Source organism: Collinsella sp. AM43-1, assembly GCF_003467925.1.
In the GTDB taxonomy this organism is placed as follows: Bacteria; Actinomycetota; Coriobacteriia; order Coriobacteriales; family Coriobacteriaceae; genus Collinsella.
In genome coordinates this window covers 158,776-180,468 of the sequence record NZ_QSFR01000002.1, presented here as the reverse complement: position 1 = coordinate 180,468, position 21,693 = coordinate 158,776, and the positions used below count along the sequence as shown (strand labels likewise).

18 protein-coding genes and 1 other RNA gene are annotated in these 21,693 nt (G+C 60.0%); 5 read left to right on the top strand and 14 right to left on the bottom strand.

Translation table 11 applies throughout. The features are described from left to right. Positions 1-52 precede the first annotated feature (52 nt). The 3 genes from DW925_RS01745 (at position 53) to DW925_RS01735 (ending at position 3,081) form a co-directional block, all read left to right on the top strand. Entirely contained in the window at positions 53-1,417 is a 1,365-nt protein-coding gene (locus DW925_RS01745; RefSeq protein ID WP_035136908.1) for a PFL family protein, read from the top strand. Between the two features lie 318 nt (positions 1,418-1,735). After that, complete coding sequence (locus DW925_RS01740) at positions 1,736-2,623, top strand: methyltransferase domain-containing protein (RefSeq protein ID WP_233540207.1); 888 nt, start codon at positions 1,736-1,738, stop codon at positions 2,621-2,623. A gap of 158 nt (positions 2,624-2,781) precedes the next feature. Then, complete coding sequence (locus tag DW925_RS01735) at positions 2,782-3,081, top strand: YhbY family RNA-binding protein (RefSeq protein ID WP_117790236.1); 300 nt, start codon at positions 2,782-2,784, stop codon at positions 3,079-3,081. 67 nt (positions 3,082-3,148) lie between these two features. Here DW925_RS01735 and DW925_RS01730 read toward each other — a convergent pair whose 3' ends face one another. The 8 genes from DW925_RS01730 to ssrA all read right to left on the bottom strand — a co-directional run bounded on the left by DW925_RS01730 (position 3,149) and on the right by ssrA (position 12,477). Continuing rightward, on the bottom strand, positions 3,149-6,148 hold the full coding sequence (locus tag DW925_RS01730; protein WP_117736164.1) for a BTAD domain-containing putative transcriptional regulator: 3,000 nt from the start codon (positions 6,146-6,148) through the stop codon (positions 3,149-3,151). Positions 6,149-6,596: 448 nt separating this feature from the next. Further along, positions 6,597-7,325: a glucosamine-6-phosphate deaminase gene (gene nagB / locus DW925_RS01725; RefSeq protein ID WP_055251013.1), complete on the bottom strand. Its 729-nt coding sequence runs from the start codon at positions 7,323-7,325 to the stop codon at positions 6,597-6,599. Positions 7,326-7,597: 272 nt separating this feature from the next. Beyond that, positions 7,598-8,065, bottom strand: a complete 468-nt coding sequence (locus DW925_RS01720) for a PTS glucose transporter subunit IIA (protein ID WP_369831898.1) — start codon at positions 8,063-8,065, stop codon at positions 7,598-7,600. 101 nt (positions 8,066-8,166) lie between these two features. Beyond that, positions 8,167-9,504 (bottom strand): phosphoglucosamine mutase, encoded by a 1,338-nt coding sequence (glmM, locus tag DW925_RS01715; RefSeq protein ID WP_055251011.1) that lies wholly within the window; start codon positions 9,502-9,504, stop codon positions 8,167-8,169. A gap of 123 nt (positions 9,505-9,627) precedes the next feature. Next, on the bottom strand, positions 9,628-10,023 hold the full coding sequence (gene rpsI / locus DW925_RS01710; RefSeq protein ID WP_022094634.1) for a 30S ribosomal protein S9: 396 nt from the start codon (positions 10,021-10,023) through the stop codon (positions 9,628-9,630). Positions 10,024-10,025: 2 nt separating this feature from the next. Further along, entirely contained in the window at positions 10,026-10,469 is a 444-nt protein-coding gene (gene rplM / locus DW925_RS01705) for a 50S ribosomal protein L13 (protein WP_022094635.1), read from the bottom strand. Between the two features lie 157 nt (positions 10,470-10,626). After that, positions 10,627-11,505, bottom strand: coding sequence for a patatin family protein (locus tag DW925_RS01700; RefSeq protein ID WP_117790235.1), 879 nt, complete (start codon positions 11,503-11,505; stop codon positions 10,627-10,629). Between the two features lie 608 nt (positions 11,506-12,113). Beyond that, positions 12,114-12,477, bottom strand: a transfer-messenger RNA (tmRNA) gene (gene ssrA / locus DW925_RS01695). Positions 12,478-12,716: 239 nt separating this feature from the next. Between ssrA and DW925_RS01690 the strand changes: the two genes are divergently transcribed. Further along, positions 12,717-13,151, top strand: a complete 435-nt coding sequence (locus DW925_RS01690) for a hypothetical protein (protein WP_117583339.1) — start codon at positions 12,717-12,719, stop codon at positions 13,149-13,151. A 58-nt stretch (positions 13,152-13,209) separates the two neighbouring features. On the opposite strand, the gene DW925_RS01685 is transcribed toward DW925_RS01690, so the two are convergent. The 6 genes from DW925_RS01685 to DW925_RS01665 form a co-directional block, all read right to left on the bottom strand. After that, positions 13,210-13,701 carry a PIN domain-containing protein gene (locus DW925_RS01685; RefSeq protein ID WP_158565724.1) on the bottom strand — a complete coding sequence of 164 codons (492 nt, stop codon included), beginning with the start codon at positions 13,699-13,701 and terminating at the stop codon, positions 13,210-13,212. Positions 13,702-13,721: 20 nt separating this feature from the next. Beyond that, positions 13,722-14,075: a hypothetical protein gene (locus DW925_RS10090; RefSeq protein ID WP_158556483.1), complete on the bottom strand. Its 354-nt coding sequence runs from the start codon at positions 14,073-14,075 to the stop codon at positions 13,722-13,724. 138 nt (positions 14,076-14,213) lie between these two features. Next, complete coding sequence (locus DW925_RS01680; protein WP_233503792.1) at positions 14,214-16,229, bottom strand: heavy metal translocating P-type ATPase; 2,016 nt, start codon at positions 16,227-16,229, stop codon at positions 14,214-14,216. Between the two features lie 78 nt (positions 16,230-16,307). Then, a complete protein-coding gene (locus DW925_RS01675) occupies positions 16,308-16,553 on the bottom strand; it encodes a DUF6110 family protein (protein WP_117790234.1) in 246 nt (81 codons plus the stop codon). Between the two features lie 195 nt (positions 16,554-16,748). Further along, the gene (locus DW925_RS01670; protein WP_117790233.1) at positions 16,749-18,506 is read right to left on the bottom strand and encodes an ABC transporter ATP-binding protein; all 1,758 of its coding nucleotides are present in this window, start codon (positions 18,504-18,506) and stop codon (positions 16,749-16,751) included. Then, positions 18,507-20,333 (bottom strand): ABC transporter ATP-binding protein, encoded by a 1,827-nt coding sequence (locus tag DW925_RS01665; RefSeq protein ID WP_199577019.1) that lies wholly within the window; start codon positions 20,331-20,333, stop codon positions 18,507-18,509. Between the two features lie 120 nt (positions 20,334-20,453). On the opposite strand from DW925_RS01665, the gene DW925_RS01660 reads away from it, so the two are divergent. Continuing rightward, a complete protein-coding gene (locus DW925_RS01660) occupies positions 20,454-21,452 on the top strand; it encodes an AraC family transcriptional regulator (protein WP_158565723.1) in 999 nt (332 codons plus the stop codon). The last annotated feature ends 241 nt before the right edge of the window (positions 21,453-21,693 follow it).

Genomic DNA, 21,693 nt, shown 5'->3' with positions numbered 1-21,693 from the left:
GCACGTTAGAATAGAAAAGACTATGCTCGTTTTGGCAGATAGGAGCGCAAGGATGGCGATCACGCCCGCAGAAATCGCGGAAACCCGCGGCATGGTTGAGGAGCAGAACCTCGACATCAGGACCATCACCATGGGTGTTTCGCTCATGGGTTGCGGTGACGAAAACCTCGACCGCATGTGCACGAAGATCTACGACCACGTGACGCACACGGCTGAGCATCTGGTCGAGACCGCCGAGAACCTCGAGCGCGAGTACGGTATCCCCATCGTCAACAAGCGCGTTTCCGTCACCCCGGTGGCCCAGATCGCCGCGTGCTGCAAGGATGAGGACCTCACCCCCATCGCGCACGCCCTCGACCGCGCGGCCGAGACGCTCGGCATCGATTACCTGGGCGGCTTCTCCGCGCTCGTCCAGAAGGGCATCGGCGATGCCGACCGCCGCGTCATCCAGTCCATCCCCCAGGCGCTTGCCACCACCAGCCGCGTCTGCTCCAGTGTCAACGTCGCCAGCCTGCGCGCCGGCATCAACATGGATGCCGTGCTCATGGCCGCCCAGACCATCATCGACGCCGCCAAGCTCACGGCCGACCAGGATTCCGTCGGCGCTTCCAAGTTTGTCTGCTTTGCCAACATGGTCGAGGACTCCCCGTTTATGGCGGGCGCCGTCCACGGCGGTGGCGAGGCCGACGCCGTCATCAACGTAGGCGTCTCGGGCCCCGGCGTTATGGCCGCAGCCCTGGAGACGCTGCCCGATTCCGCATCGATGATGGAGGTCGCCGAGAAGATTAAGCAGACCGCCTTTAAGATCACCCGCGCCGGCGAGCTCATGAGCCGCGAGGCCGCCCATCGTCTGGGTGTCGAGAAGGGCATTGTCGACCTGTCGCTGGCTCCCACGCCTGCCATCGGCGACTCCGTCGCGCGCATCCTCGAGATCATCGGCGTGGGCACCTGCGGTGGCCCCGGCACGACCTGCGCGCTCGCCATGCTCAACGATGCCGTCAAGAAGGGCGGCGTCATGGCCAGCTCCAGCGTGGGCGGTCTCTCCGGCGCCTTTATCCCCGTGTCCGAGGACGCCGGCATGATCGCCGCCGTCGAGGCCGGTGCGCTTTCGCTCGAGAAGCTCGAGGCCATGACCTGTGTGTGCTCCGTCGGCCTGGACATGATCGCCATCCCCGGCGACACCCCGGTCGAGACCATCGCCGGCATCATCGCCGACGAGATGGCCATCGGCGTCATCAACAACAAGACCACGGCCGTCCGCGTGATTCCCGCCATCGGCAAGGGCGTGGGCGACTGCGTCGAGTACGGCGGCCTGTTCGGCCGTGCACCCATCATGCCGGTGAACCCCAACGCCGGCACCGTGCTTGCCCATCGCGGTGGACGCTTCCCGGCGCCGCTGAACTCGCTGAAGAACTAGCCTAGGGATACGAGGCGAGGAACCCCGGGAAGGGCAAATATATAAGGTCGCCTGCTCGGACAGTCCTGACTCGCACGGAGAGCACATTAAGTGCTCTCCGGCTCGTGCGGAACTCGCGATCGACCTTATATATTTGCCCTTCCCGGGGTTCCCGCACATCTCAACCTTGGCTGAGTTCTGTCCCATGTTGCAGTTGCTTCGCTCCTGCACCACATGGTTGATACGGCGGATTGGCGTTGGAACGGTTCTTTCTGATATATGCTGGTTGCGGCTCTTCTTTTGGGAGGAGTCGCTTTTTTGTTGCTAGGAGGTTGGCCCGTGGTTGATGGGGAGATTCGTTCTGATCTGCTTTCTGCGGATTGGAATGGCGAATGGATACGTCTGCAAGCTGATCGGCGGCGGGCTGATGATTCTTTTGAATGGGATAAGCGGGCTCGGCATTTTCGACCGCTTGAGACTGCTCCGTATGCCCGGGACTTTATGAAGCTGTTGGCGTTAAAGCCTGGTGAATCGGTGCTGGATATGGGGTGTGGGGCTGGGTCGATTGCTATTCCGCTTGCTCAGGCTGGGCATCCTGTGATTGCGGCTGATTTCTCCCCTGCCATGCTGGGCACCCTTGATGCTGGCATTGAGTATTACGGACTCGAGGATCTTATTACGCCGCTTGAGCTTGCTTGGGATGATGATTGGGATTTGGTTGGACCGGTCGCGAAAGCGGTGGATGTTGCCTTTGCCAGTCGGTCGGTTACGACGACCAATCTAAAAGGTGCGCTTGCCAAGCTCGACCGTACGGCTCGTCGTCGTTGTGCTGTCACGATGGTCGCTAACTCCAGCCCGCGCTATGATCTGCACTTGATGAACGCCATTGGTGCCTCGGTTACCTGCAGCAATGGCTTTGTGTACGCCTTCAACATCCTCATTCAGATGGGTGCCCTGCCGCAGGTTACATACTTTGAATCGCCTCGACGCGACACCTTCGATAGCCTTGAAGCAGGTGTGGCGGATTTTTCCCGTATGCTCGAACATGGCAACGAGGATAAGATCGACCGCCTGCGCGATTACATCGCCCAGCACATGATCGAGAACCCCCATGCCGGTGAGCCGGGCTCCAAGGGTGTGCCGCAGGGACGCTACATGCTCGACCACGTCCGCAAGGTCCGTTGGGCATTTATTGCATGGGAGCCAGTCTCTGCGCCCAGCTCATAGCCTGTTCGCAGCCCACGCCGCCCACTCACTCGGCGTCCGCATTCTTTTTGAACTGGGCAAACACGCTCCACACCGCGCCGTTCCTGCGCTATCGTGGGACAGATCACGTAGATTAAGGCCCCGTCGCGGGGCGCCCCATACATAGAAAGCGAGAACCCATGGCACTGACAGGAGTCCAGGTCAAGCAGCTTCGCAGCATGGCCCATCACCTCAACCCCGCCATCATCATCGGCAAGTCCGATATTAACGAGGGCACCGTCGAGCAGACGGTCGCCTACCTGGAGAAGCACGAGCTCGTTAAGTGCTCCGTGCTCGATGGCTCCAGTCTTTCCGCCCGCGAGGCCGCCGAGGAGCTCGCCGAGCGTTGCCACGCCGAGGTCGTTCAGGTTATCGGCCGCAAGTTCTCGCTGTATCGCGAGTCCTCGCGCAAGGACATCGAGAAGATCAAGCTCGTCTAAGAGCCAATGATCGGCGAGCCAACACATAGCGAGCTTACGGGTGTCCAAGTACTTCGGGCGCCCGTTTTTATCGCTCGACCAGCACGCGATTGAGCCGCCCCTCCACCAAGCGCTCGTATAGACGCCGCGTCTCGGGCTCGGGCACGCCATTGACCTGCTCCCTCAGATGGTGCATATGCCCGCTGTACAGCTCGACGATATCGCGCCGCCGCCCCGCCGCACTGTAGACACGCATGGCGCAGCGCACCATATCCTCACGCGCCGTTTCCTGTCGAAGACCCGACTCCGCCAGCCAAATCGCCGACTGCAGGTCGTTTTCTTCTAGAGCGGCATTTGCTCCCTTAATCATGCAATCGATATACTTTGACTGCATAATGCGTCGCATACGCAAAAAGTAGGTGGGATTACAGCCATTGGGAACATACAGCGGTCCGGCATAAAGCTGCTCAATCTTAAGGCACAGCTCAACTAAATGGGGCCCGCGCGCACCCGTTCGATTTCCCAAAACCTCGCGGCTTATCTGGTCAAACAGCCGTACATCGGTCTTGACGTAGTCGCCGTTGAGTCCGATGCATTCATTTTGGATGAGCACACACGACTTGCCATCCGGCGTCGGTCCCAAAGCCGACCGCAAGCGCGATATCGTCGAGTACAGGTTGTTGCGGGCGCTATTGAACTCGGCATGGGGCCACAGCTCCATAGCCAGCGTCTCACGATCGACGAGCGCATCCATGCCCAGCGCAAGCCGCTCGGCAAGTGTCGCCGCCTTCTTGCGGCGCCACATTTTGTCCGTGATGGGAAACCCGTCGCGTTCGGCGCGAAACGCACCAAACATGCGAATCTCGATATGGTCGATGGTATCAACGGCTTCAACCTCGCCGGCCTGAAATAAGCGCTCGCCCTCCCCTTCCAGATCATCGCGCAGCGAGTACCGCGACAGCTCGCGCACGGGAAGCTTCTTGCGAATCCTGGTCGCCGGCTCGCCCAGACAATGCATGGCAAGGCGCGCAAAGAGCCGATACGATGGCTCCAGAATCCCCGCACGATTCATGGACATCCAGGCCGCAAGATCGCTGTCTCGGCCCGCACAGGCCAAATGCAGCGCCACCATCCAGGCCTCCGCTCCACCAACCTGCGTCTGGCTTATATCGAGCAACTCCGCTTCCTCGCGCACCGAAACCATCGAGGTGTTACGCAGATACGCCGCGCGCTCCAGCAGCAATGCGTTATCGCGCATGTACGCAATCGACTCCTCGGCAAGTTTGAGCACTTGGACCGCACGAAACTTTGCATTAACCGGCCGTCCCTCTGCCAGCGACTGCCAGCCTTCTAGCAACAGGCCAAACAGCTGAATCTGGTTGTCGCGCATGCGCACGGCAAAACGATCGAGCTCGTTGAATGCCGCGTCGTCGGTTACCGGCAGGCCGGAAAGGAGCCGCCGTGCCGCCAACACCATGCGCACCCAGATAGCCATCGCCTTAAGCCCACGTACGTCGAGCGCCTCCCGCACCACCGTCATCTCGTCGTCGCGCTCGTCGGTTCCCGCAAACGACCCGTCAAAAAGCTCCACCAGCATGCTATCGGCCCGTATAACAATCCCCGCGATGTCGAGCTCACAGTCGTAGGCCTTGCTCGTTTTGAGCTGCTGTAGAACGCCGCCGTCATCTCCCCGCTCGGTCAGGCAGCGCTTGACCTCGATATGTGCGGACAACATATCGAGTGCGGTATGGGATGTCTCGATTTCTGGCACGGCCAGGTTCGTAGGAAGCCCAAGCCCGTTGTCCCCATAGCAAACAGCCGTCAGTGTCTGGGCCACCCTCCATGAAACAGGGTCTATTTCGCAGGCCGCCCGTTCGCCCCCGCGCTCGATGACCGATGCCATATAGCGAGCGAGCTTTGTATTGGACACGCTGACCGCTGCCAGATATACGCCAAGCGCCTCGGCAGGCGTTGGCTCTGGAGCCGGATCCTCGGCATCGATCGTGCCCAGCGCTGCTCGGCAGATATCGGCCCCGTGCCCCGTCAGAGCCAGATCGACCCCATACTGCCCAGCAAGTTCAAGGACCGCATCACGGTCCAAAAAGGCGTCCGCCAGGCCCATCGCCGCATCGCATCTACCCGCCTTAAGCAAAATCCGGGCCGCCCTCGGAACAAGTTCGGGGCGAACCTCGGCCACCAACTTACGCAAGCGCAAGCGTCCGTTATCCTCCGTGCCCAGACACGTAAAACTCCGCTCGGCGGGGTCCAAGCCAAAGATCGGGTAGTCGCGTACAAAGTAGGACTGGTCGACCATCGACAGCCTCACCCCGCAAGCCTCGAGTTCTGCGATATTGCCCTCGCCCATCAAAATCATGAGACATGCCACGCAAAACAGCGCATTATTGTCGAGCGAAGCCAGATCGACAAGTGCCGCGCCATATACGTTGACAATCTCGTTTTCGAGCAGACCGGCTACGTCGCCTTGGCCATACAGACCCGTCTGCAATGCCGAAACGAGCTCGGGCACGCCCTGCGTGAGCTGATAAAAGTCGAGCGATGTGCTGATCGAAAACGCCGATGCCCACGCCGAATACTCATAGGCATGCACCTTGAGCATCTGCGCATTGATCTTAACCGAATCGCCCAGCCCATGAATCAGTTGACGATTTGAAGGACGGCAGGAGATAAAGACCCCTACCCCCATAGCGCGCAGGCCGCGAATCCTGTCGATGAGGTCTTCGGTATCGTGCTGATCGAGGTTTGGCACATTATCAATCGCGATAAGGGAGTGCGGTTTGTCTTTGAGTTCTTCGGTAACCACCTCGAGCTGCATAAACACCTCGCGCCCAGTGGCGCGATCGGCCTCGATAATCCGCACAGGGCCTCGCGTCGGGTCGCATTTAACCTCATGGGTGTACTGCAGCAGCACCGAGGTCTTCCCAAACCCGTCGGGCGCATAGAGAACCACGATGCCGGCCTTTCGGCCCTTGGCGAGAAGCTCATTCATCAAGCGTTCGCGTCGCACCATATAGCCTCCGCCCAGCGGCATCAGCTCGAGGTCGTCTATACTGCTCAAATCGTTTACCATGCCCGCTCCTCAACTCGACCGTATGGACACTGTAACCGCAAGACCATACAAGCCGCGCTATGAATAGAGCGACCTTGTGTTTGAGGTTGTCTTTTGGTACGCAAGCGGCAAGTTTTTGTACAGCGAGGGCCGATTGTTATTAATCCCCCGACTAATCGGTCTTTAAGCAGGTAAATGAGCTTGTCAGCTTGTCCCATCCAAGCGGCAGTGTAACGCAAATGAACAAGGTTCAGCCATGTCATTCAACTCGCCTAGCACCCGCTACCGTCTACGACCTTTTAGTGGCATTTTTGCATAGAATCTGGTATGGAATGAATCAAGCTGTTTGACATCCGGCATTCGTCAAGCTTGCGGCAAGATTTTGGTCAAGCGGGCGGAAAGGGATAGCAAAAAGGCCCCCGCAAAGCGGAGGCCTTAGGCAAGGCTATGTCGAGGTGCAGGATTCGCGCTACTCGCAGAGCGAAAGGGCGGCCTCGTCGGCAACGACAACGCAGTTGGTGTGCAGCTGCAGGATCGAAGCCGGGCACGCAGGCGTAACCGGACCGTAGCACATGTCATGCACGGCCTGAGCCTTGGCCTCGCCGTTGGCGACGACCAGGATCATGCGGGCATACATGATGGTCTGGGTGCCCATGGTGTAGGCCTGACGGGGAACGTCGTCGATGCTGTCGAACAGGCGGCTGTTGGCCTGAATGGTGCTCTCGGTGAGGTCGACGCAGTGCGTACCCTTGGAGAAGTGGTCATCGGGCTCGTTGAAGCCGATGTGGCCGTTGTTGCCAATGCCGAGCAGCTGCAGATCCGGGTAACCGGCGGCGGCGACGATCTTGTCGTACTCAGAGCAGGCAGCGGCGGCGTCGGGGTTGGAACCGTCGGGCACATGCGTGTTGTTCAGGTCGATGTTGATGTGATCGAAGAAGTTCTCACGCATAAAGTAGTGATAGCTCTGGGGATCGTCGTGCGAAAGGCCGCGATACTCGTCCAGGTTGTATGTGCTGACCTCGGCAAAGTCGACGTCGCCCTTCTCGTACCAAGCAGCGAGCTGCTTGTAGGCACCGATCGGGGTGGAGCCGGTGGCAAGGCCCAGCACACAGTCGGGCTTGAGGATAACCTGCGCCGAGATGATATTGGCGGCCTTGCGGCTCATATCCTCGTAGTCTTTAGCTTTAATGATCTTCATTACGCGTCCTTTCTCGTACAAGAGAGGCAAGGCTCCCCTTACAAGCACTTGCCCGCGGCCCGCGTCGGCCGCAACCAACGTGTGCGGCCACCAGGGCGAGGTCGCGTAATGTATGTGTCTCGTGTCTAGCCGCGTCGAGGCCCCTGCCCGTCCACGGTGACCCGAAGCCTTTTAGCTTCGGACAAATCCCATCTTGCCACGGAGGGCGTCCTCTTTCAAGGGCGCCCTCCGTAAACGTGTTTGAATTGTAGGCTAATGGCCACGTGCACTTGCTAGCGCTCGCGAGCAACGATGAGCTGGTCCATCTCTTCGACATGCACGCCAACGGAGCCCTTGATGCTCGAGAACTCAACAGAGTTGCACACCAAGATGGGAACCGTCACATCGTAGCCCTCGGCAGCAATTGCCTCGCGATCGAACTCAATGAGCACATCGCCCTTATGGACGATGTCACCCACTTGCGCATGTACGGTAAAGTGCTTGCCCTCAAGCCGAACAGTGTCCAAACCAACGTGGATGAGCACGTCCAAGCCATCGACCGTGTTAAGCGCAACAGCGTGTCCCGTGGGAAAAATGGCCTCGACCTTGGCATCAGCCGGTGCAATCACACGCGTGCCGGTAGGCTGAATCGCCACGCCCTGGCCCAAAAGGCCGGTGGCAAATGTCTGGTCGTTTACCTCGGAAAGCGGAATGACGTCGCCCGAGATGGGAGCATCCAGCGTAAGGACTCGACCACGCATACCAAAAGACCTTAGGACTTTAGTGAACATGCTCCCCCTCGGACATACCAATCGACCAAAATAGCCTTAACAGTTTACCACTTGGCACTCGTTTTTGACCATTAGGGAAGTTCGCGCTTGACAACCTCGACGATGTCGTCGACAACGCGCTGGGTCAGCTCGTGCGTCTCGGCCTCGGCCATAACGCGGACCAGCGGCTCGGTACCGCTCGGACGCACCAGAATGCGACCGCGGCCGTCAAGTTCCTTCTCGGCAGCAGCGACGGCATCCCAGATGGGCTGGCAATCGTCCAGACCAGCCTTGTTGTCGGAATGCACGTTGACGAGCACCTGCGGGTACTTCTTCATGATGCCGGCAAGATCGGTGAGGGTACGACCGGTGCGCTTGAGCACGGCCAGCAGCTGCAGAGCCGTCACCAGACCGTCACCGGTGGTGTTGTGCTCCAGGAAGATGATGTGGCCGGACTGCTCGCCGCCGATGACGGCGCCATCCGCGAGCATACGCTCCAGAACGTAGCGATCGCCCACGGCGGTCTGAACCATCTCGAAGCCCTGCTCCTTCATAGCGATGGAGAAGCCCAGGTTGCACATGACGGTCGAGACGATCTCGGAGTTGGCGAGCTTGCCGCGGGCGGCGAGGTCAGAACCGCAGATAGCCAGGATGTAGTCACCGTCGATCTCATTGCCCTCGCTGTCCACGAACAGTACGCGGTCGGCGTCGCCGTCGTGGGCCAGGCCGATATCGGCGTGGGTGCGCAGCACGAGCTCGCGCAGGGGCTCAAGGTGAGTAGAGCCGCACTCAACGTTAATGTCAGTGCCACAGTAATCGGTGTTGATGGCATGGACCGTGGCACCCAGGCGCTGCAGCGCGGCGGGCGTGGTCTGGCAAGAGGCGCCATGGCCGCAGTCGACGGCAACGACCAGGCCATCGAGCCTCAGACCATCGAGCGTATCGATGGCGTGGTCGACGTATGCCTTGCGAGCGTCCTTCATCTTGATGATGTGGCCCACGCCGGCACCGGTCGGCAGCGTGTCGGCAGCCATGGCTTCCTCGGACATGACCCAGGCGCTGATCTCTTCCTCGACAGCATCGGGAAGCTTCATGCCCTTGCGGCTAAAGAACTTGATGCCGTTGAACTCCGGCGGATTATGCGAAGCAGAGATGACGATACCGCCGTCGAGCTCGTTCTGGACGGTGAGCAGCGCCACGGCAGGCGTGGGGATGACGCCGCAGCAGTGCGGACGACCGCCCTCGGCCATGATGCCAGCGGTCAGAGCGCTCTCGAGCATGGTGCCCGAAAGACGCGTGTCGCGGCCGACACAGATATCCGGGCCAAGGAACTTGGTCGCCGCGCGGCCCAGGCGAAACGCGAGGTCGCACGAGAGGTCGGCATTGGCGACGCCACGGACGCCGTCGGTACCGAAGATGTTCTGGGGCATAGGATCGCTCCTTCCCTAGCAGGCGATATGCAACCGCCCGCTCTAGTCGAAAAAGAAAAACGGGACCCGCCGAGGAATCGGCAGGCCCCGCTTGTACATTGTATCTCGAAAGGAGATAAAACCTTAGCGCTTGGAGAACTGGGGAGCGCGGCGGGCCTTCTTGAGGCCGTACTTCTTGCGCTCGACCACGCGAGCATCGCGCGTAAGGAAACCGGCCTTCTTGAGGTCAGCACGGTAGTCGCCAGCGTTCAGAAGAGCGCGAGCAATGCCCAGGCGCAGAGCGCCGGACTGACCGGAGATGCCGCCGCCATCGCACAGAGCGATAACGTCGAACTGACCGGCGGTGTCGGTCACCTTGAAGGGAGCAAGGGCGTTCTCAACGAGCTGATGACGGCCGAAATACTGCTCGGCGTCACGCTTGTTGATGGTCACCTTGCCGGTGCCGGGGACGAGACGGACGCGGGCGACGGCGTTCTTACGACGGCCGGTACCCTGGTAGACAACGGTGTTCTCAGCCATCTTTAAGCCTCCAGCTCAATCTTCGTGGGGTTCTGGGCAGCATGCGGATGCTCGGCACCAGCGTAGACCTTAAGCTTGGTCATCTGGGCACGGCCGAGGGTGGTCTTGGGCAGCATACCGCGAACGGCGCGCTCGATGACCTTCTCCGGGTGCTTCTCCATAGCCTGGCGGAAGCTCTCAGCCTTGAGGCCGCCGTTGTAGCCGCTGTGGCGATAATAGGTCTTCGTGTCGGCCTTGTTACCGGTAAGCTGGACCTTATCGGCGTTGATGACGACAACGAAGTCGCCGCAGTCGCTGTTGGGCGTGAACTGGGGCTTGTTCTTACCGCGCAGGATCATTGCGATCTGGGTGGCAAGACGGCCCAGGACAGCACCATCGGCGTCGACGAGAACCCAGTTGCGCTGGACCTCGCCCTGCTTGGCGTAGTGAGTCGATTTCGAAATCACTTAGACTCCTCCATGTACAGTACGTGTTGTTACAGAGATTCACGGGGCTCTGCAAGTAACCCGTCCATATTACCCCGCTCGCCGTACGAGTCAACAGGTATTTTGGCTCCGACCAGAGTTTCTGCACATGTCATCCACGAGCCGTGACGTTGCAGCGCTAGCGCTCAACAAACTCCTGGATCTCCGCGAGCAAACGCTTTGCCTCCTGGCGACCCTGAATATACAGATCGAGCAGCTTTGCTGGATCGTGCTCGACATGGCCGACCTCGACCGGCTTTTGCGGAGCGATGACCAGCGCGCGGCCCTCGCGCTCATACTGCCACAGGTGCATGCGCTGAATGTTGTAGCGGTCGTGGCGCGTCTCGATAGCCTCGAGCAGGTAGGGGTAGTCGGCATAGCGGGCGCGTGCGGCGGGCATAAACTCGTAGGGCTTTTTCTCGAACGAGCGGTCCTGCGTGACAATGACGACCGCACGGTCAAAACCGGCCTCCTCCAGCACATGCTCGATAGGGACCGAATCGGCTACACCGCCGTCGACGTATTTGTGCCCGTCGATCTCGACCGGCGGCGTCACCAGCGGCAGCGAGGTAGAGGCGCGCACAGCATCGAGGTCGAGCACGGCGCTTTTGACCGGCAGGTATGCGGCAGTTCCAAAGAGCATGTCCGTCGCGACGGCGTACATCTCGATGGGGCTGGCGTCGAACGCCTCGTTGTCAAAGGGATCCAGGCGGTCCTGGATATCGTTGAAGATAAAGTCGTAACCCACGATGGAGCCCGTGGATGCGAAGGATGCGGCACCCATGTAGCGGTTGTCATTGCAGAAGGTCAGGTTGATGCGATTGACGCGACCGATCTGGTGCGACTTGTAGTTGACGCCGTTGAGCGCACCGGCCGATACGCCATATACCGCCGGAATTTCGACACCGGCCTCCATGAGAACGTCGAGCACGCCGGCGGTAAACTGCCCACGAAAACTGCCACCCTCCAAGACGAGCGCGACCTTGCCGACGTTCTTTGCCTTATCTTCTGCAGTCATATCGACCTCCTGCGATTGCGTTTTGGCCTTCTTCTACCCAGTTTTGGGATGGAGGGCGCATGGGTTTTGGAGTTGAGGGGGCGGCTGGCGGAAAGCACGTCCCGTTCTGAGGGGCGATTCCGGGATGCGCTTTCCGCCTGGGTTGCCATGGGGAAAGCATGTCCCACTCTACGGCTCGATTCCGGGTCGCAGCTTCCACTTGAGGCGTCATCCGGAAAATGTATCCCATTCCGAGCTTAGATTCCGGGATGCGGTTTCCGCCTGGGCAGTCATTGGGAAAACGCGTCCCACTCTGCGTCACTGAGGCGTTTTCTTTACGCCCGCGCCCTGCATAGAGTTCGATTCTCCGCGGTACGGGGGATCCGTTGATGCTGGGCGAGGCCAGCTGAAATTCGATAAACATCGCATCTATATTGGGCTGAAGCTTTGCGCGAAGAATCCGCGTATTTGCTGCACCGGCTTCGGCCGGCTGCCGCCGCCCTCGCCCGCGGGCTACAAACGCTTCGCGTTTGCTTAACGCCCGCGCCCTGCACAGAGTTCGATTCTCCGCGGTACGGACTAGAAATAAAAAGACAGGTAGATACGAATATCTACCTGCCTGTTACTTATGGTGGAGGCGCGGAGAATCGAACTCCGGTCCACGAAAGCCCCCTGATTGGCATCTCCAAGCTCAGTCGCTGGTTTAGTCTCGGACGCCTTGCGCGCAGCGACACGCTCGCGACGTCCTAACCGGTTCGGTCTTAGCCCGCGCCATACCGATTACGTGCGCAGGAGCATTCCCCTAAGATGACGTCGCGCCGGTGTCGGGGAAATCACCGGGTTGACGCGCCGCTATAAATTAAGCAGCGAGAGCCATAGGCTCAAAAGAAGAGTTGTTGTCAATTCAATTTGACGGTACCCCTGTTTAACGAGGCGAGGAGACCTCGGCTTGCTTCCTCTCTCAGAGCTATCGTGTCGAAACCAGTCGCCCCCGAATGTCGGGAAAGTCTGGATGGTATCGGGCCTGCAAACACCCGATAACCGTCGACTTTTCAAGGAACATACGGGGCGAGCCCCGCTTGTGGAGTGTTATCTTACCACGTTCTGAAAGCGGACAGCTGTTCTATGCACGAGCTGTGAAGACCCCAATGTGCGCCGCACTTCGCACTTTTGTTACCGATCGCGTCACGTATATTTTCGCCAAGCAAAATTGACCCGTCGAAAGGACCGTTATGGATACCAAGCAGCAACTCGTCGATGCCCTCGCAGGCCTGGGCTCAACCATTACCGAAGCTATGGATGTCATCGAGGGCTTTGTCCCCTGCGGACATCCCGCCCTCACGGTATCGAACGCACTCGTCGCGCTGGACGTTGACGATGATGCAGCTCTCGCCCAGCAGCTTGAGACCGTCGAGGGCTTTATCGACCACGTGAGTGAGAACCGCGGCGTGGCCGCCTACCACGGTATCGAGGTCGAGCTCGCGGGTCCCAAGGCCGATCTGTTCGCAGCAATCCGCGAGGTAGGCGCCCTTATGCAGACCGCAGGCGTCAAGAACACCCAGGTCAACGAGTGGGTCTACCGCAGTCTGGCAGCACTCGACAGCTCCAACGAAAAGGCAGCCGAGCAGCTCGCAGAAAGTCCCACCATCAAGGCCGAGCTTTTGTAAATAGCAGACGCGGGCCCCTTGGCGCATCGTCGTCCAAGGGGCCCGCGAACAGCTCGCGTCAACCGATAGCCGTGCCGCCGCGTTTGGCCAAAGCAAGAATCGGCATCATTTGACGAGGTGTCTTTGCTGCAAGATCGGCATGTTCGAGCAGTTTTCGATCGTTGGTCACCAAGTAATCAACCTGGGCGCGTTTGCATGCGGCGAGTACCAAGTTGTCCTCGTAATCGCGATGGAGCGCTAAGTATTTGTCGGCCAGCCAAAGGTCCGACGCATCTGCACCCACGGCCGTGGCGTTTTCGGTCATGTTCCGAACAAACGCCAACGCCGCATCGCCAATCGCGCGGGCAGATGCCTCATCGAGCGCTCCCCCGCTGGCAAGAACGCTATGCTTCAGTTCGTGCTGTACAACATACAGTACGTCCTTGGCGATATGCACCGGAAAGAACAGCAATGCCCCCGCCTCCGTCGCCTGCCCAATAAACGCGCGTGCGGCAAGCGACTCGGCATGGTCGGCGCAAAACGAATCAACCCATACGTTGGCATCCACCATTATTTTGAGGGGAGCCCCGCTCACAGGATCATCCCCTTTTGGCGATAGTGCTCGTCCATGGCTTCGGAATAGATTGTTTCCCAACCGCGATCGTCGGATACGGGCGACGTAGCGATGCCCAGGTCCGCGTAAAGCTGATCTGCCGCCGCCCATGATGCGGCGAACGGAGTATCGGGCGCGACGGTCTGCCGCCGGTCGTCGACGGCCGCAAGCACTTCCTCGCACTGCCCGCCACCCTGCGCGACCTTGGCCACCACCTTTTTGATGAGCTCGGGCAGTGACCCGCCCGAAAGCCGCAGCGCTTCCTCGGCGCGCTCTTTAACCGAGCGATCTACGCGAACATTCACCTGCGCCATGCTGCCAACGGTAGCCATCTCAACCTCACCTTCAGCATTGCTAGCTCTGCTAGCACGAGCATATATCCGAGCTAACATCTCGTCAAACAAAAGAAGGCCTGCACCCTGGCGGCTGCGGTGTCGTCAGGGTGCAGGCCATTTACTCAATCGAAAACGCTAACGCAGGTAAGCCTTCGCGTTGCTCAGGCTGTAGGCAATCGTCGAGCCGTTGTGCAGCAGTGACGACGTCTGCGGGGTAATCGCGCCGGTAATACCCAATGCCAACAGCGCCGAGTTGGTGAGCATCACCTTAGAGTAGGAGCTCGTCAGACGATCAATGAGGCCCTGGCTCATGCGGCGCAAACGCACGATCGCGGCCAGATCCGTGTCGGTCAGGATAATATCGGCGACCTCCTTGGCGATGTCGCTTCCGCCACCCATTGCCAGCCCCACGTCGGCCAAACCGAGTGCCGGCGAATCGTTGACGCCGTCGCCCACCATGGCAACGTGGCGCCCCTCACCCTTAATGCGCTCCACATAGGCGTACTTGTCCTCGGGCAGCAGCTCGGCCTTAAACTCGTCGACACCCGCCTCGCGCGCAATGCGCTCGGCCGTGCGCTCCGAATCGCCCGTGAGCATAACGACATGCTTGACGCCCAGCGCATGTAGGTCGGCGATGGCCTCACGGACGCCGGGCTTGAGCGGATCCTCGATACCGAGCACGCCGACGACCTTGCCATCGACCGCCAGATACAGCGGTGACAGGCCCTGCATCTGAGACTCAATGCGCTCCTTAATGTCGGAATCGAGCTGCGCGCTCTCGTCCTCAAACACAAAGTGTGCCGAGCCGATAATCGCGCGACGCCCTTCAATGGACGAAGCGATGCCGTGCGCCACGATGTACTCGACGGCAGCATGGCGCTCGCGGTGCTCGAGCCCGCGCTCGCGTGCCGCATTGACCACGGCACGCGCCACCGGATGCGGAAAATGCTCCTCCAAGCAAGCGGAAAGGCGCAGAACCTCGTCCTCGCTCCAGCCATCGGTGGTGAGCACGCAGGCAAGACGCGGCTGCGCCTCGGTAAGCGTGCCGGTCTTGTCAAACACAATGGTGTCGGCCTTGGCAAACGACTCAAAGTACTTCGCGCCCTTGACCATGACGCCCATCTTGGCAGCATCGCTCATAGCGGTCATGACGGCAACGGAACCCGTGAGCTTGAGTGCGCACGAGTAGTCGACCATCAGTGCCGCCGAGGTCTTGATGAGGCTGCGGGTAGTAAGCGCAACCAGGCCCGCGAGCAAGAAGTTCCACGGGACGATCTTGTTGGCAAGGTCCTCCATATGCGACTGGCCCTCGGACTTGAGCGAGTCGGCCGTCTGCACGAGCGAGACGATTGAGCGCAGTTTGGTTTGCGCCGTATTGGCGCGCACGCGCACCAAGATGCTGCCGTCTTCCACGACGGTGCCGGCGAACACGTCGTCGCCTGCGCTACGCTCGACGGCCAGCGGCTCGCCGGTCAGGGTCGCTTGGTTGACCATAGCGCTCCCCTGCTCGACAACACCGTCGATGCAAATGGACATGCCAGTGCGCACGGCTACCAAGTCGCCGGGCTCGAGCTCGGTGGCGGCAACGCTTACCTCGGTGTCACCGACCACTTTTTGTGCCTTATCGGGCACGTCGAGCAGCGAGTTGATGAGCTCGTTTTCGCTCATGGCGCGCGTGTAGTCCTCGAGCAATTCGCCCACGTTGAGCAGGAACATCGTCTGGCCGGCGGTATCGACGTCGCGTTTGACAAACGAGATACCAATGGCCGAAGCATCGAGCACGGGAACGGTCAGGCGCGGCTGCGCGAGCTCACGGAGGGCGGCGCGCAAAAATGCCATGTAACCGGCCACGACAAACACAGCACGCAGAGGCGTCGGCAAGAACCAGCGGCGCGCGTAGTGGGCGCCGATAAGTGTGGCAAGATCCATGACGAGCTTGTGCTTGCGTGGCTCAAGCTGCATCACGTAACCCGTCTTTGCGTCGGCGATGACCTGAGCGTCGAGCGCACCGACGGCGGCCAGCACGGCATCGCGGCGCGACTCGTCGTATTCGAGTGCCATCTGGCCGATGCGGCCGTAGACGCGCACCTTGTGCACGCCGTCGATGTCGCCGCCAAGCTTAAGAAGTGCATCGAGATCGCTCTCTGGCACAGGACCCGCCAATTGAAGACGGGTCCTGCCGGGGATCTCGCTAATAATCGAGAATCTCATAGTTTGTGCCTGGGAGCGTTACTCGGCTGCCTCGTCAGCAGCGGCCTCGCTCTGGGTGATGTAAGCAGCCTCGGCAACCATGTCGTCGACATTAGCCTTGGCCTGCTCGACCATGTCCTGGTAACCGTTCTTGATGCGCATGCCGCACGCGATACCCTGCACGCAGGCGCTCTTTACCGGAGCGCTGGTAAGCAGCTTGATGCCGGCCGTGCCAAGCAGAAAACCGCCACCGACAAGCAGGGTATTGAACGTCGACTTCTTCATGTTGCTTCTCCCTTTTGCCGCATTGGACGCGGCATGGTGCCTCAGCACCCGAGTAAACAAGTTTGCTCGAGCACGCTTTTGAAATATCTCAATTTTATCTAACTATCTAGGTCAGCCATGGCTAACCTTTTGAAAATTAACGATGCGGAGTAACCGATTGTCAATGTGACAAAGGGACTGTCCCTTTGCCCCTTCTTACAACTGCCAGGTAGCTGCTTCCTTTTGCAGCGCCACCATGCGGGCGAATTCTCCACCTGCCGCCTTGAGCTGCGCCGGAGTGCCCTGCTCGGCAACCACACCATCCTTGAGTACAACGATTTTGTCGGCATTTTCCACCGTACGCATACGGTGGGCAATAACGATAACCGTCTTACCTGCAAGCAGACGGGAGAGCGCCTGCTGAACCACGGTCTCGTTCTCCACATCCAAGCTCGCCGTCGCCTCGTCCAACAGCACGATAGGCGCGTCTTTGAGCAGCGCACGGGCGATAGAGATGCGCTGGCGCTCACCGCCGGACAGCTTGGAGCCGTTCTCGCCGATCATGGTGTCATAGCCCTGCGGCATGCGGCTCACAAACTCGTCGCAGTTGGCGGCACGCGCGGCAGCAAGCACTTCCTCATCGGTGGCATCGCGACGACCAAGACGGATGTTTCCCATCACCGTGTCGTCAAAGAGCAGCACGTCTTGGAACACAATGGCGTAGTCGCGCAGCAGCACCTCGGGATCCACGCTCGCAACATCCACGCCGCCCACGGTGACCGTGCCCGCGGTGGCATCCCAAAAGCGCACGGCCAGGCGGCTCACCGTGGACTTACCGGAGCCCGAAGGACCGACCAGTGCCGTGACCTCGCCTTCCTTGGCGGTAAAGCTCACATCGGTAAGAACTTTCTCGCCGGCGCGGCCGTCCTCGCCCGCACCATAGCCAAATGCCACGTGATCGAACACCACATCGTGGCCTACGGGCTCAAACTGCTCGCTGCCCCGCGCCACGGGCTCTTCCATGATGGAACGCATGCGCTTGGCCGACGACTCGGCGGCAAACAGCTCGAACATCAGCATCAGCGCCTGATCAAAGGGCGCATAGATGCGGCTCACCATAAGCAGGAAGGCAAACATCATCAAAAAGTCGACCTGGCCGGAGGCGACCATCGCAGCGCCCGTGACCAACGTGGTGGCAATCCCCAGGCGCAGGATGGCAAAGGCGGAGTTGACCAAAAGCCCGTTGGCGAGCTCGCCTTTGGTGGTCTCGCGCTCCTCGGCATCGATCACGGCGTTGAGTCCCTCAAGATAATGGGCCTCCTGGTTGGTGGCGCGGATCTCGCGCACGCAGTCGAGCGTCTCCTGGATCGCCTCGGTGACCTTGACCTTCTCGGCGCGCACATGGTCGAACACCGGGGTCATGGGCCCGCGTGTCAGATACAGCACGGCAAAGGCCACGGGCACGCTCCAAAACGCCGCAATCGCCAGCTGCCAGCAAAAGAACAGCGACGCCACGAACACGATGGCACTTGCGATGATGGCACCCCAAAGCTCTCCCAGCACATGACTGTAGGCATGCTCCATAGTCTGAACGTCGCCCATGATGGTCTCGGTTAGATCGGCCAGATCACGACGGCCAAAAAACGACAGCGGCAGCTTGCGCAAGCGCTCGGCAATCCCCATGCGCTGCTTGCCGCACTCCTCGTAAAAGATGCAGTAGGTGTAGTAATACTGCTGCCAGTTAGAGACAAAGAGCAACACGAAAAAGACCAGGAGGCCGCCCACGATCGGTAGGGCATCCGGCAGGTCGGCGCCGGTGGCGAGATGTTCGACAAAGCCAGCCATGACCAGGAACAAAAAGCCCATGCCGGCCATGGTCACAAGATTGGTGAGCGTGGTCCAGAAAATGCCGCGTTTTACGCCGGCGACACCTTTATCGGATAGGAAATACTTCTTTTGGAATGAGGCGAACATTTAGGCCTCGCCTCCCTTCGCGACGGCGACATCCGCGGTCGCTGCAGTGATTTTCCAGCTCGCGGCCTGTTCGTATTCGGCCCACATCTTGGCGTACAGGCCTTTTTGGGACAGCAGCTCGGCATGGGTGCCAGTCTCCTGCACGCTACCTTGGTTGAGCACCACGATCTTGTCGGCCCCCACCACGGTCGAAAGCCGGTGCGCGATCATAATGACTGTGCGACCCGCCGCCAGTTTGCTAAAGGCGCGCTGGATGAGCGCCTCGTTCTCGGGGTCGGCAAAGGCTGTGGCCTCGTCGAGCACCACGATGGGCGCGTCCTTAAGGATTGCGCGGGCGAGCGCCACGCGCTGGACCTCGCCGCCCGAAAGGTACGCCCCGCCGGCGCCGAGCATGGTGTCGATGCCCTGCGGGAGCTTGGCCACGATATCGTCGCACTGGGCCGCGGAGAGGGCCGCGCGCACTTCGTCGTCAGTGGCCGTAGGCTTGGAGGCGCGCACGTTATCGGCAAGTGTTTGGCGGAACAGCTGGTTGGTCTGAAACACAAAGGCGACCTGGTCCATGAGCTCGTGCGGATCCATGTCGCGAACGTCTACGCCGCCCACGAGCACACGACCCAAGGAAACATCCCAAAAACGCGGGATCAGGCTTGCGCAGGTCGACTTACCGCCGCCCGAGGGACCAACCAACGCAAGGGTGCTACCTGCGGGAACGCTAAAGCTCACATGATCGACGGCAGGCACCTCGGCGCCCTCGTAGGTAAAGCTCACGTCCTCAAAGCGCACATCGCTGCCAGCGGGGTGCTTGGGTTGAGCGGGCACGGAGAGCTGCTTGGAATCCATAACGCTTCGGATGCGAGCCAGCGAATCAGCACTCATCTGAGACGCCTCGCCCACAAACATAAGCTTGGTCATGGCCGTCGGCACCACGGCCGAAAAGATCGCGTAAAACGTAAAATTGACCATAAAGTGCGCGAAGTCCGTCTCGCCCGGCGCCAGCAGCAGCGCCACAGGCAAAAGAAATGCCACAAGGCCGTTGAGCGCAGTAAGGTTGAGCACTTGCGGACCCCGGCAAAACGTACCCGCATAGTTTTGCGCCATATCGGCGTATTCGGCGATCGCATCGTGGAACGCCTTAAAGGAGTAGACCGTCTGCTGGAATACCTTGACCACGGGGATGCCGCGTACGTATTCGGTGCCGGTCTTGTTCATCTTGACCAGCGCGCCCATGTAAGCCTTCATAAACTCGGCGCCCTTGCCGCTCATCATGGTGGCCATGGCGCAAAACGAAACGACGACCGAGATTAAGCATGCCGCGCCCAAACGCCAATCGAGGGCAAATAGCAGCACAAGCAGGCCCACGACCATGGCGGTGGCACCGGCGATATCGGGCAGCATGTGCGCGAGCAGCGTCTCGGTGGAGGCGGCACAGCCGTCTACGATACGGCGCAGCTCACCGGTGGCGTGCGTGTCAAAGTAGCCGAGCGGCAGCTTAAGCAGATGCTCGCTCGTAGCCTTGCGGATATTGGATGCGCAGCGAAACGCGGACAGGTGCGTGCACATGAGTCCCACGAAATAGACCACGATGCTTGCCAGGGCAAAACCAACAGCCCACCAACCATACATCGCGATGTCGGCGGCCTCGCTCCAGTTGGGCGCCACGGCAATCAGGTCTCGCGCAACAAGCCAGATGCACACGTACGGGCCAAAGCTCAACAGCTGCGAGAACGCCGAGAGGGCCATGCCCAAATACGTTAGGAATTTACGGTCAGCGGCATATGCAAGTAGCTCGCCGATGCCGCCGCCTTCCTTTTTTGATCCCTTTGCCATGAGATTCCTTTCTAACGGCTTGAGAGTTAACCGTAAGAAACTTATCATGGGCGTGTTAGCCAGGGCACACAATTGGGCCAGGCGTGGACGTTTTCGCAAATGAAGGGGACGCTTTTGAAAATGCGGCGGGCAGCAACCGATATAACCGAGCTCTACGCACCGCAGTTTGAGCAGTTTGGTCTGCAGCTTTCCGGCAAGGGCGCCGTCTTTACCGGTGAGGTGACAAACGATCGGGCGCACGGACGCGCATGGATCATGCCCCTCTCCCCTGCCTGCATCGTCATGGAGCATTACATTACCCCGATGCACGATATGTACCTGGCCGAATACACACCCGAACCGTACGCGTGCGTGAGCGAGGTCAGCGCGCCCACGCTCATGTGCATGCCCGAAGCCGGCATAACGCCTGCGAACCTTAAACCCCTGCATGGACCGTGGCCAAACAATGCTGTGTGCAGCTTTATCCAAGATAACTGTGGCGAGGAGTTAAGCCCACTGTTTGCAGGGCGGCTCTATCACTCGCGCTCGGTGCTCTTTTTGCCTGGATATTTTGACGAACTGGAGTACCGCTATCCCACCGAGTTCGCAGGGGTCTTTGAGGCGTTTGCCGAGCCATGGCACGAGGAGGCGACGTCTGCCATCTGCCACACGTTGCGCAGGATTAACGAGGACCGCGCCCGCACCGTAGGCGGACACGTCTATATGCAAGGCATCGTGGAGACCATGGTCGCGGAGCTCGCCTGTTCGCGCGCGGCCCACAAGCAGGCGCGGCAGGCGGCAGACACACGCGTCAGCATAACCATTGCCGAAGAAGCAACGGCAATGATTGAGCGCGCGCTCGACAAGGGCAAACGTGTGGGTATCAACGAGGTGGCCGAGAGGCTCTACACAAGCCGCTCCAAGCTATGCGCCACCTTTAAGGCCCAAACTAGCGAGTCCCTGGGCGCCTACATTCGCAGACGCCGTATGGAGCGAGCACAGGACCTTTTGGCCGATAGCGCGCTCACGATAGCGCAGGTGGCAGAGCGTCTAGGCTACCCTCAGCAGGCTGCCTTCGCCCAAGCCTTCAAGCAACACACCGGCACCACCCCCACCGCTTGGCGCTCCCAGCATCAATAAAGAGGCGACAAAGGGACGGCCCATAAGTCCCACAAGCAGGGAAGACCATTTGCAATGTGACAAAGGGACTGCCCCTTTGTCACCCGCACAAAAATGGGCGTGCCGACGGCACGCCCATTCACTCGATTCCATTCAGCCCACCTGACCCGAACGGCCGAGTCGTCACGGAACCGAGGAGCCGGGCGCAGGGCCTTGCCTCTCAATGAGTTCCCTTCAAAACAATGGGCGCGCCAACGGCGCG

Excerpts from the sequence above, each read along its gene's own strand:
- DW925_RS01730 (WP_117736164.1), bottom strand. The coding sequence starts at position 6,148 with ATGGTAAACGATTTGAGCAGTATAGACGACCTCGAGCTGATGCCGCTG.
- DW925_RS01735 (WP_117790236.1), top strand. The coding sequence starts at position 2,782 with ATGGCACTGACAGGAGTCCAGGTCAAGCAGCTTCGCAGCATGGCCCAT.
- DW925_RS01720 (WP_369831898.1), bottom strand. The coding sequence starts at position 8,065 with ATGCGTGGTCGAGTCCTTACGCTGGATGCTCCCATCTCGGGCGACGTC.
- glmM (WP_055251011.1), bottom strand. The coding sequence starts at position 9,504 with ATGCCCCAGAACATCTTCGGTACCGACGGCGTCCGTGGCGTCGCCAAT.
- DW925_RS10090 (WP_158556483.1), bottom strand. The coding sequence starts at position 14,075 with ATGGCTACCGTTGGCAGCATGGCGCAGGTGAATGTTCGCGTAGATCGC.
- DW925_RS01660 (WP_158565723.1), top strand. The coding sequence starts at position 20,454 with ATGCGGCGGGCAGCAACCGATATAACCGAGCTCTACGCACCGCAGTTT.
- DW925_RS01670 (WP_117790233.1), bottom strand. The coding sequence starts at position 18,506 with ATGTTCGCCTCATTCCAAAAGAAGTATTTCCTATCCGATAAAGGTGTC.
- DW925_RS01745 (WP_035136908.1), top strand. The coding sequence starts at position 53 with ATGGCGATCACGCCCGCAGAAATCGCGGAAACCCGCGGCATGGTTGAG.
- DW925_RS01700 (WP_117790235.1), bottom strand. The coding sequence starts at position 11,505 with ATGACTGCAGAAGATAAGGCAAAGAACGTCGGCAAGGTCGCGCTCGTC.
- nagB (WP_055251013.1), bottom strand. The coding sequence starts at position 7,325 with ATGAAGATCATTAAAGCTAAAGACTACGAGGATATGAGCCGCAAGGCC.
- DW925_RS01685 (WP_158565724.1), bottom strand. The coding sequence starts at position 13,701 with ATGGTGGATGCCAACGTATGGGTTGATTCGTTTTGCGCCGACCATGCC.
- DW925_RS01675 (WP_117790234.1), bottom strand. The coding sequence starts at position 16,553 with ATGAAGAAGTCGACGTTCAATACCCTGCTTGTCGGTGGCGGTTTTCTG.
- DW925_RS01665 (WP_199577019.1), bottom strand. The coding sequence starts at position 20,333 with ATGGCAAAGGGATCAAAAAAGGAAGGCGGCGGCATCGGCGAGCTACTT.
- DW925_RS01690 (WP_117583339.1), top strand. The coding sequence starts at position 12,717 with ATGGATACCAAGCAGCAACTCGTCGATGCCCTCGCAGGCCTGGGCTCA.
- rpsI (WP_022094634.1), bottom strand. The coding sequence starts at position 10,023 with ATGGCTGAGAACACCGTTGTCTACCAGGGTACCGGCCGTCGTAAGAAC.